Below are 17,171 nucleotides of genomic sequence, written 5' to 3' on the forward strand. Positions count from 1 at the left end.
GTCCGCTTGCGTACGGACGAGCCCGCTCAAACCCTTGCAACAGCAACCATCGCCGCCCGCTGAACCGTGATGGCGAACGTGAAAAAAATGTGACGCAGCACTATCAAGTTGCGGTCGATCAGCGCCGCTATCCGAAGTAGCGACTACGGCAACCGTCGCGCTCCTCCGCTCCACTCTCTCCCATCCCCGCTGATTCCGCCCAGCACCCCACGGCTGTGCGTCACTGCCCTGCCCGGAGTTCCAATCATGAAGTGGTTCCACGACCTGCCCATCGCCCGCAAGCTGGCGGTAGGCTTCACCCTCACCACGTTGATGACACTGGCCCTGGGCAGCTTCGCCCTGCTCCGCCTGGGCGAAGCCAACGCCCAGCTGCGCGCGATGAGCACCAACGACATTCCCTCCGTGCAGCACCTGGGCGAAGTGCGTGCGCAGCTCGGCGAGTTCCGCACCTACGAAATGGCCCAGCTGACCGTGCTGGACAAGCCGGAGTCGGTCGCCGACTACGACAAGCGCATGGCCGACACCGGCAAGATCGTCAACGCCGAGCTGGCTGCCTACGCGCTGCTGCCGGCCGGCGACAAGGAACGTCAGTTGTACGAAGTGGTTGCCGCCCGCACCGCCGATTACTTCAAGGCCAACGGCCTGATCAAGGATGCCATCGCCGCCGGCGACGGCGTCACTGCCCAGCAGATTTCCGATGAACAATCGCGCCCGGCGCGCCGTGCGCTGTTCGCCGCGCTCAAGGACCTGGGTGAGTTCAGCAACGGCGTGATGGCCAGCCGCATCGAGAGCGCCAACGCCACGCACCAGAACAGCGTTTACGCGATCATCGGCTGCATCGTGCTGCTGTCGCTGCTGGCTGCCGTGATGGGCGTCGTGATCTCGCGCGCCATCACCCGCCCGCTCGGCCAGGCCGTACACGCCATCCAGTCGGTCGCCCGTGGCGATCTGTCGGTCAACATCCAGGCCACCAGCAAGGATGAAGCCGGCAAGATGCTGACCGCCACCCGCGACATGACCGTGATGCTGCGCCGCTTCTCCGAGCAGACCCAGCAGATGGTGGAAATGCACGCCGGCCCGGACATCAGCCACCGTATTCCGGAAGATTTCCCGGGCGTGTATGGCCAGCTGGCCGTTGGCATCAACACGGTGATCTTCGAGCACCTGGATTCAATCAAGGACGCGATCAACGTCCTGAACCAGTACGCCGCCGGCGACCTCTCGCCGAACGCCCGCCGCCTGCCCGGCACCCGCGCGATCCTGCACGAATCAATGGATGCGGCCAAGGCGAGCCTGCTGGCGATCAACACCCAGATCCAGTCGCTGGCCCAGGCCGCTGCTGCAGGTGACTTCACCCAGCGTGGCGATGCGACGCGCTTCGACCACGACTTCCGGGTCATGATCGAGCACCTCAACACGATGATGCAGGTCGCCGACGGCAATCTGTCCCAGCTCTCGCATCTGCTGCAGTCCATCGCCAACGGCGACCTCACCGCGCGCATGCAGGGCGAGTTCCACGGCGTGTTCGCCTCGATGCGTGACGATGCCAACACTACCGTCGCCCAGCTGACCCAGATCGTCGGGCGCATCCAGCAGGCGTCCTCCAGCATCAGCACCGCGGCCGGCGAGATCGCCTCGGGCAACAACGATCTGTCGCGCCGTACCGAGCAGCAGGCCGCCAATCTGGAAGAAACCGCGGCTTCGATGGAGGAACTGACCTCCACCGTGCGCCAGAACGCCGAACACGCCCGTCAGGCCAACCAGCTTGCCATCGGCGCGCACTCGGTCGCGTCGCAGGGCGGTGATGTGGTGGGCCGCGTGGTCAGCACCATGCACGAGATCGACGCCTCCTCGCGCCGCATCGCCGACATCATCACCGTGATCGACGGCATCGCCTTCCAGACCAACATCCTGGCGCTGAACGCCGCGGTGGAAGCCGCCCGTGCCGGTGAGCAGGGTCGTGGGTTCGCGGTCGTCGCCTCCGAAGTGCGCACCCTGGCCCAGCGCTCGGCCGGCGCGGCCAAGGAGATCAAGGGCCTGATCGACGAATCGGTCGGCAAGGTCGCCGAAGGCTCGCAACTGGTCAACCAGGCCGGCGCTACCATGGGTGAGATCGTCGCCTCGGTGCAGCGCGTGACCGACATCATGGCCGAGATCTCCGCGGCCTCGCAGGAGCAGTCCGCCGGCATCGAGCAGGTCAACCAGACCGTGGTGCAGATGGATGAGACCACCCAGCAGAACGCCGCGCTGGTGGAGGAAGCCACCGCCGCTGCCCGTGCGATGGAAGAACAGGCCGGCCATCTGACCGATGCGGTCGCGCTGTTCAAGCTGGAGGGCCAGGCGCACGCAGCACCCGCAGCCGTCATCCGCGCACCCGCCCCGCCGCGCGCTGCGGCACCGGCCAAGCCGCGCAGCGTGGTGGCCGCGCCCCGCCGTGTCATGAGCCGTGAACCGGCCCTGGCCAACGATACCGAGTGGCAGGAATTCTGATCGCGTTCGGCACGTGATCGATCGACCTTCGACACCCCGCTCCGGCGGGGTGTCGTCGTTTCGCCGGTGCCATGCCACGCCACAGCCGCACAATTCCCCTACATAAATGTGAACTACTGCCGATAAACGGACTGAGCCCCGGCATCTACGCATGCCAGCACCCGCCCAACTCAGCAGATTCCATGTCCGAAGGCAGCCTCGACGCACACGACCGATCCCATGCCGCGCACGACGACGGCACGGATGACAGGTACCTGGTCCGCAATCCCCGCCAGATCCGGCAGTTGCTGCAGGCGCTGATCGACCAGCGTTCGTTGATCAACGCCCATCTGGGCGGCCGCGATCAATCCTTCCCCACCGCGGTGCTGGAACTGGACGAAGACGACGATTGGCTGCTGCTGGACGGCAGCCCGTCCGAGCCCGCCAACCGCGCCGCCGAAGACGCCGGCCACCTGCTCTGCTTCGCCCAGCTGGACCGGGTGATGGTGCGCTTCCGCCTGGATGGCCTGGAACGCGTTCGCAACGAAGGGCATGTTGCTTTCCGCGTGCCCTTCCCCGACGAGCTGGTGCACCTGCAGCGCCGCGAACTGTACCGGCTGGAAACGCCGATCACCGATTCGCCCCACCTGCAGTTCCCGATCAACGAAGACCGCAGTGAGATCCTGCAGTTGCGCGTGGTGGACATCAGCGGCGGCGGCCTGGCCGTCACGGTGCCGGTGGACTGCAACGTATTCTCCCTGCAGAAACGCTACGCCGCCCAGCTCGACCTCCCCGACGGCAGCCCGCTGCATGTCTCGCTGATCGTCTGCAACCAGTTGGCGGTCAAGCTGCCCAACGGTGTCGAGATGAAGCGCATCGGCATGCGCTTCGACGACCTCCCGCGCGGTGGCGACAGCGCGATCCAGCGCTACATCTTCCGCATCGACCGGCAGCGCAGTGCGAGGAAGAATGGGGAGAGTTGATGGCTGCCTCAACTGCTCGGCGGTTTGATGCTGCGTGACTGGGTCGGCGCGGGTGGGTTGGCGGGACACGCCCCCACCCACACCAGCCCAGCCGCCGAACGCAGCACCGCCAACGCCGTTGCTCTCGCCAAGCACCCTAAAGTCGCCCCCGGCCAGGCCGATATCCAGCGTGACCCCCGGTTATTCGACCGCCACGCCCGACCCAGGACCCCTCGATGAACGACAAGAATACCAACGCCGCCAGCGACGGCGGCGAATACCTCAGCTTCACCCTCGGCGCCGAGCACTACGGCGTGGACATCCTCAAAGTCCAGGAAATCCGCGGCTACGACTCCGTCACCCGCGTCCCCGATGCCCCGGACTACATCAAAGGCGTCATCAACCTGCGCGGCACCATCGTCCCCGTCATCGACCTGCGCCTCAAGCTGCGCCTGGAAAATGCCACCTACGACGCCTTCACCGTCATGATCGTGCTCAACGTCGAAGACCGCGTCGTCGGCATCGTCGTCGACAGCGTCTCCGACGTCATCCCGCTGGCTGCCGATCAGATCCGCCCGACGCCCGAGTTCGGCGCCGCCGTCGATACCCGCTTCATCTCCGGCATCGGCACCCAGGACGATCGCATGCTGATCCTGCTGGATATCGAAACCCTGCTCGACAGCGCCGACATGGGCCAGGCCCCGGTCATCGACGACGTCGCAGCCTGAGACATACGTCACAGAACAAAGCGCTGTCTGCGCCCGGTACGTACCGTGGCGGCCACTGACGAAAAAACGTGCTTCAGTTCCGCCCGGACCGGCCGATAGCTGGTTTCAGAACCCGGCTGCACTGGATCGCCCATGGCCGGGCCAACTACCCATATCCCCGGAGAATCTTCCCGATGAAGTCCCTGCTTGCCCTGTTCTCGGTCGCCGTGATCGCCTCTTCCACCTCTACTGCATTCGCCCAGTCCGGTGAAATGATTCCGCCGGAAATGGCCCCGCGCTCGGTCGGCAAGGACGGCATGGTCTGCGGCAAGGTCGAAAAGGCCCGGTACGCCGAAGGCTCTGAAGGCCAGCCGACCTTCCTGTACATGGGCGGCGCTTTCCCGCGCCACACCTTCTCGGCCCGCATCGCCGGCGCCAACCGCGACAAGTTCAGCTTCCCGCTGGAATCGCTGGAAGGCAAGACCGTCTGCGTGATCGGCAAGATCGCCCGCGATGCCTCGCGCGCTGAAATCGAAGTCAGCTCGCCGGCCGGCCTGAAGCTGGCCAACATCAAGTAATTCCCCGTACGCCCTGCCACGCCGGCCCAGGCCGGCGTGGTCGCTGCAACCGGCCCCGACGGCCGGACGCGCTTGCCACTGGAGACCGCACCTGCCATGCCGTGGATCAACAACCTCAAACTGATGCCCAAGTTGATGCTGACTTTCGGCGTCCTCCTGCTGGTAATGCTGCTGCAGGGCATCGTGGCCTATCGTGGCCTGCACTCACTCAACAACGTCACCACCGAACTGGCCGGACCCCGGATGGACAGCATCCGCATGGCCGGCGAGCTGCGTGGCATGGTCGGCGAGTACCGCAACTCCGCTTACCAGGGCCTCATCCGCGCCAGCGATGACGTCAAGGCCGAAGCCAAGTCCCGCGCGGCGGAGCTTCGCACCCAGATCGATGCCTCGATCAAAAAATACCCCGCGCTGATCGACAATCCGCAGCAGAAGAAGCTGTTTGACACCTTCGCCAAGGATTGGACGGACTCGCTGGCGTCCTACGACGCCGTCACCGAAATGCTCGAGCTGGACCTGCCCGACGATGCCGTGGACACCTTTGTCGGTGAAACCCGCGCCAAGCATCGCAAGGCCTCGGCCGCGCTCGAAGCGCTGATCGCCGAAGACAACCGCCTCTCGCGCGCCTCCCGCGAAGAAGCCGAATCCACTTATGCCGCCTCGGCCACGCTGACCGTCATCACCCTGCTCGGCGGCGCCGCCCTGGGCCTGGTGCTGGTGTATCTGTTTGCCCGTTCGCTGGTGGGCAGCATGCGCGGCGCCGTCTCGGTCGCCAACGATGTGGCCAGCGGCAAGCTGGACGGCCATATCGATGTCAGCCGCAAGGATGAAGTCGGCGATCTGCTGCAGGCCATGCAGCGCATGCAGCGCGATCTGCGCGAGCGTACCGAAACCGACCAGGCCATCGCCCGCGAGAACCTGCGCATCCGGACTGCGCTGGATTACAGCTCCACTGGCGTCTACCTGACCGATGCGCACCACACCATCGTGTACAGCAACCGCGCCCTGCAGCAGACCCTGAGCCAGTACGAAGCCGACATCCGCAAGGACCTGCCGGACTTCGACGCCGCCGCCTCGCTGATCGGCAAGTCGGCCGCCGCGCTGGAGCACGGCAGCGAAATGGATCCCAAGACCCTGGCCCAGCTGCAGCAGCACGGCGTCAGCCGCCGCCCGATGCAGTTCGGCGAAGCCCAGTTCGCCCAGGTCATCTCCTCGATCGCCAACGAACAGGGTGAGACCGTCGGCCACGTCATCGAATGGCGCGACCGCACTCCGGAAGCCCTGGTGGAAGCCGAAGTGGCCCGCGTGATCGCCCAGGCCGCAGCCGGCGACCTCTCCGGCCGCATCGACAGCGATGGCAAGGAAGGCTTCTTCCTGCAGCTGGCCCAGCAGCTCAACGGCCTGCTGGATGCCAACTCGGCCAGCATCGAACAGGTCTCCAACCTGCTCGCCGCGCTGTCCCAGGGCGACCTGACCGTGCGTATGCACGGCGACTTCCAGGGCGTGTTCGCCAGGATGCGCGACGACGCCAACGCCACCGCCGAGCAGCTCAGCGGCATCGTCACCCGGATCAAGCACTCCAGCCAGCAGATCAACTCGGCCGCCAGCGAGATCGCCACCGGCAACAGTGACCTGTCGCGCCGTACCGAACAGCAGGCCGCCAACCTGGAAGAAACCGCGGCCTCGATGGAGGAACTGACGTCCACCGTGCGCCAGAACGCCGAGCATGCCCGCCAGGCCAATCAGCTCGCCATCGGTGCGCACACCGTGGCCTCGCAGGGCGGTGACGTGGTCGGCCAGGTCGTCACGACCATGAGCGCGATCCAGACCTCGTCCAAGAAGATCGCCGAGATCATCTCGGTCATCGACGGCATCGCCTTCCAGACCAACATCCTCGCGTTGAACGCGGCCGTCGAAGCGGCACGCGCCGGTGAACAGGGGCGCGGCTTCGCGGTCGTGGCCTCCGAAGTACGCACCCTGGCCCAGCGTTCGGCCGGTGCGGCCAAGGAGATCAAGGGCCTGATCGACGACTCCGTCGGCAAGGTCAATGATGGCTCGGCGCTGGTGCAGAAGGCAGGCGCCACCATGGGCGAGATCGTCGCCTCGGTGCAGCGCGTGACCGACATCATGGCCGAGATCTCCGCGGCCTCGCAGGAGCAGTCCGCCGGCATCGAGCAGGTCAACCAGACCGTGGTGCAGATGGATGAGACCACCCAGCAGAACGCCGCGCTGGTGGAAGAAGCCACCGCCGCCGCCCGTGCGATGGAAGAACAGGCCGGCCATCTGACCGATGCGGTGTCGATCTTCAAGCTGGACGAGCATGAGCTCGCACCCGCTCCGGTCGTGGCAGCCCCGCCGCGCGCCGTCCGCGCGCCGCTGGCGCAGGCTGCAGTGCGTCGCCCGGCCTCGCGCCCGGTGGCCACCGAACTAGCCGACGGCGACTGGCAGGAGTTCTAAGCCGCCCTGCGGCGTGTTGTGAATGACAGGCCCCGGTGCTTCGGCACCGGGGTTTTTTGTTGGCCGGCTGAATGGCCGATAGGCAACGCACTCAATACTCGCCGGATCCGGCCGATAACAGCATTGCCCGACACGTCGTCGCGGCCAGCCAGGATGGTGATCGCCACCGCGTGCTCCTGGCATCGCCACGTGCTTTTGCCCGCTCAGATGCCCTGCCCATGAATCTATTCCGCCGCTGGAACCCGTATTTCTCCAACCTGTCCGTCAGGCGCAAGCTCAACCTGCTGACCGTGCTGATCGCCCTGGGTGTCATCGCCCTGTCGGTGGTCGCTGCGCGCATGCAGTACCTGGATCTGACCGACACCCGCAAGGACAGCCTGAAGACCCAGGTCGAGCTCACTTACGGCATCCTGGAGCACTACCACCGGCTGGCGGACAGCGGTGAACTGACCGAAGCCGCGGCCAAGCAGGCCGCGCTGACGGCGCTGGAAAGCATGCGTGCCGACGGCGACACCTACTACTTCAACGTGTACGACACGAACTACCGCATGCTCATGCATCCGTTCCGCAAGGAGCTGATCGGGCAGGACATGAAGGACTACCGCACCGATGACGGGGTGCGCGTGTACTACGACCAGATCGGCATGGCCCGCCTCGGCGGCGGCTTCGTCTCCTACCAGTGGGCCAAGCCGGGCACCGAGAAGGTGGTGGAGAAGGTCGCCTATGCCGGCATGTACGCACCATGGAACTGGGTGATCAGCAGCGGCGTCTACATGGACGATGTGCAGCAGCAGGCATTGGTGTTCACCGCCATCATGGCGGCGACCGGCGGCGGCGTGGTGCTGATCGTGCTGGCGCTGAGCTGGCTGATCGGCAACCGCATCACCCTGCCCCTGCGCCAGGCCACCCATGTGGCCGAGAGCATCGCCCGCGGCAAGCTGGACAGCCGCATCGGCGAGCAGGCCCATGACGAACCCGGCCGCCTGCTGGAAAGCATGGCGCGCATGCAGGAACAGCTGCACGCGGTGATCAGCGGCCAGCGCGAGATGGCCAGCCGCCATGACGCCGGCAACACCGGCTACCGCATGGACGAAACCGCCTTCCCCGGCGAGTACGGCCTGATGGTGCACGAGACCAACACCCTGGTCGGCGCGCACGTGCAGACCATGGACGAAGTACTGGCGGTGGTGCAGCGTTACGCACAGGGCGACCTCAGCGCGGATATCGCGCGCTACCCGGGGGAGAAGGCCGCCATCACCAGCACCGTCGATGCGGTCAAGCAGAACCTGGGCAGCATCAATGGCGAGATCCAGCGCCTGGCTGCGGCCGCCGCCGCCGGCGATTTCAGCCAGCGGGGCGATGCCGCCCGCTTCGATCACGATTTCCGCCGGATGATCGGTCACCTCAACGCGATGATGCAGGTCAGCGATGAGAACCTGGGCAAGCTCTCGCAGTTGTTGTCGGCCATTGCCGAAGGCGATCTGACCGCGCGCATGCACGGCGATTTCCAGGGCGTCTTCGCCACCATGCGTGACGATGCCAACGCCACCGTTGCGCAGCTGACCCAGATCGTCGGCCAGATCCAAGAGGCCGCCGGCAGCATCAACCTGGCCGCCGGTGAAATCGCCACCGGCAACAGCGATCTGTCGCGCCGCACCGAGCAGCAGGCCGCCAACCTGGAAGAGACCGCCGCCTCGATGGAGGAACTCACCTCCACGGTGCGCCAGAATGCCGAACATGCCCGCCAGGCCAACCAGCTGGCGATCGGCGCACACACGGTGGCCTCCCAGGGAGGCAATGTCGTCGGCGAAGTGGTGACCACCATGGCCGCGATCCAGACCTCCTCCAGGAAGATCGCCGAGATCATCTCGGTCATCGACGGCATCGCCTTCCAGACCAATATCCTGGCGCTGAACGCCGCGGTGGAAGCCGCGCGTGCCGGCGAGCAGGGCCGCGGCTTTGCGGTGGTCGCCTCAGAGGTTCGCACGCTTGCCCAGCGCTCGGCCGGCGCGGCCAAGGAGATCAAGGGCCTGATCGACGACTCCGTCGGCAAGGTCGCCGAGGGCTCGCAGCTGGTCAATCAGGCCGGTGCCACCATGGGCGAGATCGTGGCCTCGGTGCAGCGCGTGACCGACATCATGGCCGAGATTTCCGCTGCCTCGCAGGAACAGTCCGCCGGCATCGATCAGGTCAACCAGACCGTAGTGCAGATGGACGAGACCACCCAGCAGAACGCCGCCCTGGTGGAAGAAGCCACTGCCGCCGCCCGCGCGATGGAAGAACAGGCCACCCAGCTGGCCGATGCGGTGGCGATCTTCCGGCTGGACAATCAGGTCGCCCAGGCGGTCAGTGCCGTGACCGCCCGTGCGGTTGCCGAGCTGGCCCCGATGCGCCGCCCCAGCCGCCCGGTACCGCCGGCACCGCCTGCCCCGCGTGCCGCCGCCCCGGTGCGCACCCCGCGCAGCACGCCAGCCGATGACGGCAACTGGCAAGCATTCTGAGTTCCCGCGGCGATCCCGCGATCGCCGCACCCCCTTCCCCTGCGAGTCCGCCCGTGTCCACGCCCCCCGCCAACGCCGCTTCACCGAACGCTCGCGAATTCGAGTTCGCCGACCGTGACTTCCGCCGCGTCTGCGAGCTGATCTACCAGCGCGTCGGCATCTCGCTGGCGCCGGCCAAGCGCGACATGGTCTATGGACGGCTGTCGCGGCGGCTGCGTGCGCTCGGCATGCGCAGCTTCAGCGACTACCTGGACCAGCTCGAAGCCCACGGCGGTGACGAATGGCAGGCGTTCACCAACGCGCTGACCACCAACCTCACCGCGTTCTTCCGCGAACCACACCACTTCGAGAAGCTCACCGAGGAACTGCGCCTTCGCGCCGGCCATGGCACGCTGCAGCTGTGGTCATGCGCGGCTTCGACCGGCGAAGAGCCCTACTCGATGGCCATCACGGCCTGCGAGACCTTTGGCACGCTCAAACCGCCGGTACGCATCCTGGCGACCGACGTGGACACCCAGGTGTTGGCCACCGCCAGCCGCGGCGTGTACGCGATCGACCGCGTCGCCGGGCTGGATCCGGCCCTCCGAAAGCGCTACTTCCAGCGCGGTACCGGGCCCAACGAAGGCCATTGCCGGGTCAATCCGGCCCTGCGTGACCTCATCGACTACCGCCCGCTCAACCTGCTCGCCAACCGTTACGACGTCGGCGGCCCGTTCGATGCCCTGTTCTGCCGCAACGTGATGATCTATTTCGATAAACCGACCCAGCGCGGGATCCTCTCGCGTCTCATCCAGCACATGGGCGATGACGGCCTGCTCTATACCGGCCACTCGGAGAACTACCTGCACGCCGCCGACCTGATCCAGCCCTGCGGCCGCACCCTGTACAAGCGCGCGCCCGGAGCGCCGGTATGAGTCTGCCGATCCGCAACGATGAGGTGATGCGCTACTACGACAGCCGCTTCCAGGTGACCGCCGCCAAGCTGCTGCCGACCCAGTACCTCGCCGTGGATGACAACACCGCACTGACCACCACGCTGGGCTCCTGCGTGGCCGCCTGCCTGCGCGATCCAGTGCTCAAGATCGGCGGCATGAACCACTTCCTGCTGCCCGAGGGCAACGTCGGTGATGGCGCGCCCGCGCGTTACGGCAGCTACGCGATGGAACTGCTGATCAACGATCTGCTCAAGCGCGGCGCACACCGCAAGCGGCTGGAGGCCAAGGTGTTCGGCGGGGCCAACGTGCTCAAGGGCTTCACCAGCAACCCGGTCGGCACCCGCAACGCCGAGTTCGTGCGCCAGTACCTGCAGGCCGAGCACATTCCAATCATCGCCGAGGACCTGTGCGGCATCCATCCACGCAAGGTGTGGTTCTTCGCCGATACCGGCCGCGTGGTCGTGCAGCGCCTGCCGCACGCGCATGAAGCCGAAGTGGCCGCGACCGAATCGGCCGTGCGCGCCCGCCTGTCCAAGGCCCCGGTCACCGGCGGCGTGGAGCTGTTCGAATGACCCACGGTGTGCCCTGCAAAGTGCTGATCGTCGACGACTCGGCGGTCGTCCGCCAGATGCTGAGCGAGATCCTCGCCAGCGATCCCGGCATCGAGGTCGTCGGCACCGCTGCCGACCCCCTGCTGGCGCGCGAGAAGATCAAGCGCCTGGCGCCGGACGTGATCACCCTGGACGTGGAAATGCCACGGATGGATGGCCTGGCCTTCCTGGAAAACCTGATGCGCCTGCATCCGCTGCCGGTGGTGATGATCTCCTCGCTGACCGAGCGTGGCGCTGACACCACGCTGCAGGCATTGGCGCTGGGCGCGGTGGACTTCGTGTCCAAGCCCAAGCTGGATGTCGCCCGTGGCCTGCAGGGCTACGCCGACGAGATCATCGCCAAGGTCAAGATGGCCGCACGCTCGCGCGTGCACCCGCTGTCCCGGCCCAATCCGCCGCGGATCACCCTGGGTGCCGTGGCGCCGGTGGCGACACCGCGCTCCATCCAGTTCCGCACCACCGACCGCCTGATCGCGATCGGCGCCTCCGCCGGGGGCACCGAGGCCCTGCGCGTGGTGCTGGAAGGCCTGCCTGCCGATGCCCCGGCCGTGGTGATGACCCAGCACCTGCCGGCGCAGTTCAGCACCCCGTTCGCCGAGCGCCTGGACCGCCATTCTGCAATGTCCGTGCGCGAAGCCAGCGACGGCGAAGCGGTCCTGCCCGGCCACGCCTACCTGCCGCCCGGTGGCAAGCACCTGCGCGTGATCCGCGACGGCGCCCGCTGGCGCTGCCGGATCGACGACGGCCCGCCGATCAACCGGCACAAGCCGGCGGTGGACGTGTTGTTCCGCTCGGTGGCCGAAAGCGCCGGCGCCAACGCGATCGGCGCGATCCTGACCGGCATGGGCGACGACGGTGCCCGCGGCTTGCTGGATCTTCGCAACGCCGGCGCCCCCACCCTCGTGCAGGATGAAGCCACCAGCGTGGTCTGGGGCATGCCGGGCAGCGCGGTGAGGATCGGCGCCGCGGAAGAAATGGTGCCGCTGGAGCGGATTGCGGAGCGGTTGATGGCGTTGGCGCGGGGTTGACGTGGAACAGCGTCGCGTTGAAGCTCCACGCGCGCTCTGCCCCGTCATCCCTCACATCACCGACCTGGATGGATAACCAGGCGTAGTCTGATTCCCAAGGAGCTTCACCATGGCATTACGCCTACACCACTTTCGCAACCTGATCTGTTCAACCTTCCTGCTGCCGCTCCCGGTCGTCGCCAGCGACAACCGCGATGCAGCTCCTTCGACGGCGCCATCGGCTGAATGGAGCTCGCATGTACAGATCAGCCCCGGGGCAGGAACCGTAGTCCATCGCGAACATCGCCCGGACGTAGTGCTGCGCGTCGTCAACCCATCCGATGGCGAGCGCATCAGCGCAACGGCAAAGAGCGGTCAGTTTGTCCGCCAGGTCTTCGGTGCCTCTTCGACGACACGTTTCGACAAGAACTACCTGAGCGGGACCAACGTTGATGCCGTGGCAAGCCCGGCAATAGAACATATGCCTGCGATGCTGGCGTCATGGCTTGATGGCTATTTCAGCGTCTTCCCCAACGCTGTTCCTTACGGCCGGGCGACCCTGCGGGTTGAAGCCAACGAATGGGCGCTGATCTATCAGGAGACGAAGCGGGGCGAACGACCCTACGAGCTCCGCCATTTCAGCATGCTGCGCCTGTTGCAGCCAGATGGCACGGCACATGAACTGCTGCGGTGTCACGATCAGGGCCGCAGTGCCACCATGGAACAGTGGCAGGCCGATGACTATGCTCGTCTGCGCGCCGCGTCACGCGAGTTGGCCGCTGCCTGTGTGCAGCAGTTCGTCGCCAAGATACCGCTGTACTTTCCCCAGCCGCCGGTTGCTGCACAGTTGCCAGCGGCCGATGGCAGCAGCGTCGGAACTGCACGTGTGCGCGTGCTCAGCCAAGCCACCCAGCGCGTGACCATGCTTACCAACGCCCGTTGCATGAGTGATCACGGCGCGACCTTCAACGACCCGCGCTGGAGCGTCTCGCGCACAGAACCCGCTGGGGACCCGGACGCGCAGAACCTCAGCCTTGGCATCCCCGAAACCGAGACGCTGCGCAGCGTGAAGCATCCCAAGTATCGCGAGTACGCGGTGGAGGCTGGGCAGCCACTGATCTTTGATGCTGCAATGCGACTGAGCGGCTACTTCTGCTCAGGACACCTTGCTTCGCAGTTCGTGCCGAAGTCCGGAGAAGACTACGAGGTGGTGATGAACACCGCAGGCAGGGCGTGCAAGCTGAGCATCCATCGGGTGGACGCCGATGGCAGCCGGTTGCCGGTAGCGGCCCGGCAAGCGCCGCTAGTCTGCACCCGACCGGATGCCGACTACGATGCGATTGCCCGCAGCCAGAAGCCCCCGCTGTAAATATGGCGTCGCCGCGCAACCTTTGGGTCAGCGTTGAGTGGAGTGACGCCATGGCTGAGCATTGAATGCGCTTCGGCATTGATCACCCGCGGTCTTCTGCTCGAAGAAGATTGGCTCACGTTGATGTCGCGCGGTCAGTTCGTGTTCTTACAAAAACACCCGGCTCGCGCCGGGTGTTTTCGTCTTTCATCCACCGATCAACGATCGATGGCCATCGGAGCCGGGCACCGCCCGGCGCCCGGATCAGGCAGCAACCGTACCGGCCACTTCCTGGTAGTCCTCGATCTGGTCGAAGTTCATGTAGCGGTAGATGTCCTTGCTGCTGGCATCCAGCACGCCGATGTCGGCCATGTACTCTTCCTTGGTCGGGATGCGACCCAGACGCGAGCAGATCGCGGCCAGTTCGGCCGAACCCAGGTACACGTTGGAGTTGCGGCCCAGACGGTTCGGGAAGTTGCGGGTCGAGGTCGAGAACACCGTCGCGCCTTCGCGCACCTGCGCCTGGTTGCCCATGCACAGCGAGCAGCCCGGCATTTCCATGCGTGCACCGGCGGTGCCGAAGGTGCCGTAATGGCCTTCCTTGGTCAGCTCCGAAGCATCCATCTTGGTCGGCGGGGCCACCCACAGCTTGGTCGGGATGTCGCGCTTGCCTTCCAGCAGCTTGGCGGCCGCGCGGAAGTGACCGATGTTGGTCATGCACGAACCGATGAACACTTCGTCGATCGCCGCACCGGCCACGTCGGACAGGGTCTTGACGTCATCCGGATCGTTCGGGCAGGCCACGATCGGCTCGTGGATGTCGGCCAGGTCGATCTCGATGACGGCGGCATACTCGGCGTCGGCATCCGGGGCCAGCAGCTCCGGGTTGGCCAGCCAGGCTTCCATCTTCTCGATGCGGCGCGCCAGCGAACGGGCGTCCTGGTAACCCTCGGCGATCATCCACTTCAGCAGCGTGATGTTGCTGGTGAGGTACTCGATGATCGGCTCCTTGTTCAGGTGCACCGAGCAACCGGCGGCCGAACGTTCGGCCGAGGCATCGGACAGTTCGAACGCCTGCTCGACCTTCAGCTCCGGCAGACCTTCGATTTCCAGGATGCGGCCGGAGAAGATGTTCTTCTTGCCGGCCTTGGCCACGGTGAGCAGACCGGACTTGATCGCGTACAGCGGGATCGCGTTGACCAGGTCACGCAGGGTCACGCCCGGCTGCATCTTGCCCTTGAAGCGGACCAGCACCGATTCGGGCATGTCCAGCGGCATCACGCCGGTGGCGGCCGCGAAGGCCACCAGGCCCGAGCCGGCCGGGAACGAAATGCCCACCGGGAAACGGGTGTGCGAGTCGCCACCGGTGCCGACGGTGTCGGGCAGCAGCATGCGGTTGAGCCAGCTGTGGATCACGCCGTCGCCCGGGCGCAGCGAGATGCCGCCACGGGTGGAGATGAACTCGGGCAGCGTGTGGTGGGTCTTGACGTCCACCGGCTTCGGGTACGCGGCGGTGTGGCAGAACGACTGCATCACCAGGTCGGCCGAGAAGCCCAGGCAGGCCAGGTCCTTCAGCTCGTCACGGGTCATCGGGCCGGTGGTGTCCTGCGAGCCCACCGAGGTCATCTTCGGTTCGCAGTAGGTGCCCGGGCGCATGCCCTGGCCTTCCGGCAGGCCACAGGCGCGGCCGACCATCTTCTGCGCCAGCGAGAAGCCCTTGCCGGTATCCGGCGGGTCCATCGGCAGGCGGAACAGATCGGTCGGGGCCAGGCCCAGCGCTTCACGCGCCTTGGCGGTCAGGCCGCGGCCGATGATCAGCGGAATGCGGCCACCGGCGCGCACTTCGTCGAACAGCACGTCGGACTTCACCTTGAACTCGGCAATGACCGCGCCGTCCTTCAGGGCCTTGCCGTCGTACGGGCGCAGCTCGATCACATCGCCCATGTTCATCTGCGACACGTCAAGTTCGATCGGCAGCGCGCCGGCGTCTTCCATCGTGTTGTAGAAGATCGGCGCGATCTTCGAGCCCAGGCACACGCCGCCGAAGCGCTTGTTCGGAATGAACGGAATATCTTCGCCGGTGAACCACAGCACCGAGTTGGTGGCCGACTTGCGGCTGGAACCGGTACCGACCACGTCGCCCACGTAGGCGACCAGGTGGCCCTTGTCCTTCAGCGATTCGATGAATTTGACCGGGCCGCGCTTGCCGTCTTCTTCCGGCTCGATGCCATCACGCTTGTTCTTCAGCATCGCCAAGGCGTGCAGCGGGATGTCCGGGCGGGTGGTGGCGTCCGGGGCCGGCGACAGGTCGTCGGTGTTGGTTTCGCCGGTCACCTTGAGCACGGTGATGGTCAGGCTTTCCGGCACCTGCGGACGGCTGGTGAACCATTCGGCATCGGCCCAGCTCTGCAGCACGCCCTGGGCGTTCGCGTTGCCGGCCTTGGCCTTTTCCTGCACGTCGTGGAACGCATCGAACACCAGCAGGGTGTTCTTCAGCGCATCGGCGGCGATGGCACCCACGGCGCTGTCGTCCAGCAGCTGGACCAGCGGGGCGACGTTGTAACCGCCGAGCATGGTGCCCAGCAGTTCGGTGGCGCGCTCGCGCGTGATCAGCGGATTGACTTCGCTGCCCAGGGCAATCGCGGCCAGGTACGAGGCCTTGACCTTGGCCGCGTCATCGACGCCGGCCGGCACGCGGTGGGTCAGCAGTTCCAGCAGGAACTCGGCTTCGCCGGCGGGTGGGTTCTTCAGCAGCTCGATGACGTCGGCCGTCTGCTGGGCGCTCAGCGGCAGCGGCGGGATGCCAAGCGCGGCGCGCTCGGCTACGTGGTGGCGGTAGGCTTCCAACATGACAACTCCCGGGTGATTCTTTGAAAGAATGCGGTTTAAAAGTATGGGCTCAGGCGTGCGGCACGATCAGCTTCAGGCCCTTGAAGTAGTCGCGGTAAAACGTGTCGTTCCAGGTGATCAGGCCATCGCACTGCAGCAGTGCATGGGCCCCCACCATGAAGTCGTCCAGGCTGCGCCGGCCTTGGCCACGCTGCCGGTGGCGGCGCTGCATCTCGCCGGCGCGCAGGGCGGATTTCGCCTCCAGCGCGTTGAAATGGACCCCCATCTCCTCCAGGGCCTCAAGCACTTCGGCGCCGCCGCGCAGCGAGGCACACAGCTCGGCCAGGGTCGCGCCGCAGACCACCACGCGCCCGCCGACCAGGCTCTGCCGCAGGCAGGCCTCCACGGCATCGGCCTGCGGGCCGTTGCTGAGCAGTTCGATCAGCACCGGCGAATCGACGGCGATCATGGCGGGCTCACTCTTCGTCACGGACAGCCTTCACCGCGGCCTCGGACGATTCGAAGCCATCGAGTGCGAATTTGCCGCGGGCGCGCGAGATCGCATCGTCCACGCTCTTGCGCAGGATGATCCGGCCGCCTTCCAGCTCCACGGTCAACTGGGTGCCCTTGGTCAGCCCCAGGGCATCACGCACGGCCTTGGGCAGCGTGATCTGTCCGCGTTCAGCAACAGTGGCTTCCATGGGTAGGCCCTCTTCGGTATGTACGAATTATACATACCTGCGAGGGCATACCGCCAGCATCCAGGG

The 17,171-nt window shown here is 66.1% G+C and carries 13 protein-coding genes and 1 pseudogene; 11 read left to right on the top strand and 3 right to left on the bottom strand.

All coding sequences use genetic code 11. The features are described 5' to 3' along the window. Positions 1–246 precede the first annotated feature (246 nt). The 11 genes and pseudogenes from ACW6W5_RS02350 to ACW6W5_RS02400 form a co-directional block, all read left to right on the top strand. Complete coding sequence (locus tag ACW6W5_RS02350; RefSeq protein WP_152150760.1) at positions 247–2,490, top strand: methyl-accepting chemotaxis protein; 2,244 nt, start codon at positions 247–249, stop codon at positions 2,488–2,490. A 182-nt stretch (positions 2,491–2,672) separates the two neighbouring features. Beyond that, positions 2,673–3,452, top strand: coding sequence for a flagellar brake protein (locus tag ACW6W5_RS02355; RefSeq protein WP_121036719.1), 780 nt, complete (start codon positions 2,673–2,675; stop codon positions 3,450–3,452). Positions 3,453–3,667: 215 nt separating this feature from the next. Beyond that, positions 3,668–4,159, top strand: a complete 492-nt coding sequence (locus ACW6W5_RS02360) for a chemotaxis protein CheW (protein ID WP_121036718.1) — start codon at positions 3,668–3,670, stop codon at positions 4,157–4,159. Between the two features lie 173 nt (positions 4,160–4,332). Continuing rightward, positions 4,333–4,716, top strand: a complete 384-nt coding sequence (locus tag ACW6W5_RS02365; RefSeq protein ID WP_121036717.1) for a hypothetical protein — start codon at positions 4,333–4,335, stop codon at positions 4,714–4,716. Between the two features lie 96 nt (positions 4,717–4,812). Further along, the gene (locus ACW6W5_RS02370; protein WP_121036716.1) at positions 4,813–7,173 is read left to right on the top strand and encodes a methyl-accepting chemotaxis protein; all 2,361 of its coding nucleotides are present in this window, start codon (positions 4,813–4,815) and stop codon (positions 7,171–7,173) included. Positions 7,174–7,391: 218 nt separating this feature from the next. Then, positions 7,392–9,674 carry a methyl-accepting chemotaxis protein gene (locus ACW6W5_RS02375; protein ID WP_152150758.1) on the top strand — a complete coding sequence of 761 codons (2,283 nt, stop codon included), beginning with the start codon at positions 7,392–7,394 and terminating at the stop codon, positions 9,672–9,674. Between the two features lie 53 nt (positions 9,675–9,727). Then, on the top strand, positions 9,728–10,588 hold the full coding sequence (locus ACW6W5_RS02380) for a CheR family methyltransferase (protein WP_121036714.1): 861 nt from the start codon (positions 9,728–9,730) through the stop codon (positions 10,586–10,588). After that, a complete protein-coding gene (gene cheD / locus ACW6W5_RS02385) occupies positions 10,585–11,181 on the top strand; it encodes a chemoreceptor glutamine deamidase CheD (RefSeq protein WP_123729173.1) in 597 nt (198 codons plus the stop codon). The genes ACW6W5_RS02380 and cheD overlap by 4 nt, the downstream gene beginning before the upstream one ends. Further along, positions 11,178–12,248, top strand: a complete 1,071-nt coding sequence (locus tag ACW6W5_RS02390; RefSeq protein ID WP_152150756.1) for a protein-glutamate methylesterase/protein-glutamine glutaminase — start codon at positions 11,178–11,180, stop codon at positions 12,246–12,248. The genes cheD and ACW6W5_RS02390 overlap by 4 nt, the downstream gene beginning before the upstream one ends. 109 nt (positions 12,249–12,357) lie before the next feature. Then, positions 12,358–13,596, top strand: coding sequence for a hypothetical protein (locus tag ACW6W5_RS02395; protein ID WP_152150754.1), 1,239 nt, complete (start codon positions 12,358–12,360; stop codon positions 13,594–13,596). Between the two features lie 48 nt (positions 13,597–13,644). Beyond that, positions 13,645–13,743, top strand: a pseudogene (locus ACW6W5_RS02400) (LysR substrate-binding domain-containing protein); the annotation flags it as partial. A gap of 96 nt (positions 13,744–13,839) precedes the next feature. Here the strand turns inward: ACW6W5_RS02400 and acnB are convergent. Genes acnB through ACW6W5_RS02415 form a run of 3 tightly spaced genes read right to left on the bottom strand, consistent with a single transcriptional unit; the run spans position 13,840 to position 17,105 of the window. Beyond that, positions 13,840–16,425 (bottom strand): bifunctional aconitate hydratase 2/2-methylisocitrate dehydratase, encoded by a 2,586-nt coding sequence (gene acnB / locus ACW6W5_RS02405; protein WP_152150751.1) that lies wholly within the window; start codon positions 16,423–16,425, stop codon positions 13,840–13,842. 49 nt (positions 16,426–16,474) lie between these two features. Further along, complete coding sequence (locus tag ACW6W5_RS02410) at positions 16,475–16,873, bottom strand: type II toxin-antitoxin system VapC family toxin (protein ID WP_121036709.1); 399 nt, start codon at positions 16,871–16,873, stop codon at positions 16,475–16,477. Between the two features lie 7 nt (positions 16,874–16,880). Next, a complete protein-coding gene (locus ACW6W5_RS02415; protein WP_121036708.1) occupies positions 16,881–17,105 on the bottom strand; it encodes an AbrB/MazE/SpoVT family DNA-binding domain-containing protein in 225 nt (74 codons plus the stop codon). Between the last annotated feature and the right edge of the window lie 66 nt (positions 17,106–17,171).

Source organism: Stenotrophomonas sp. IS26 (genome assembly GCF_054188265.1).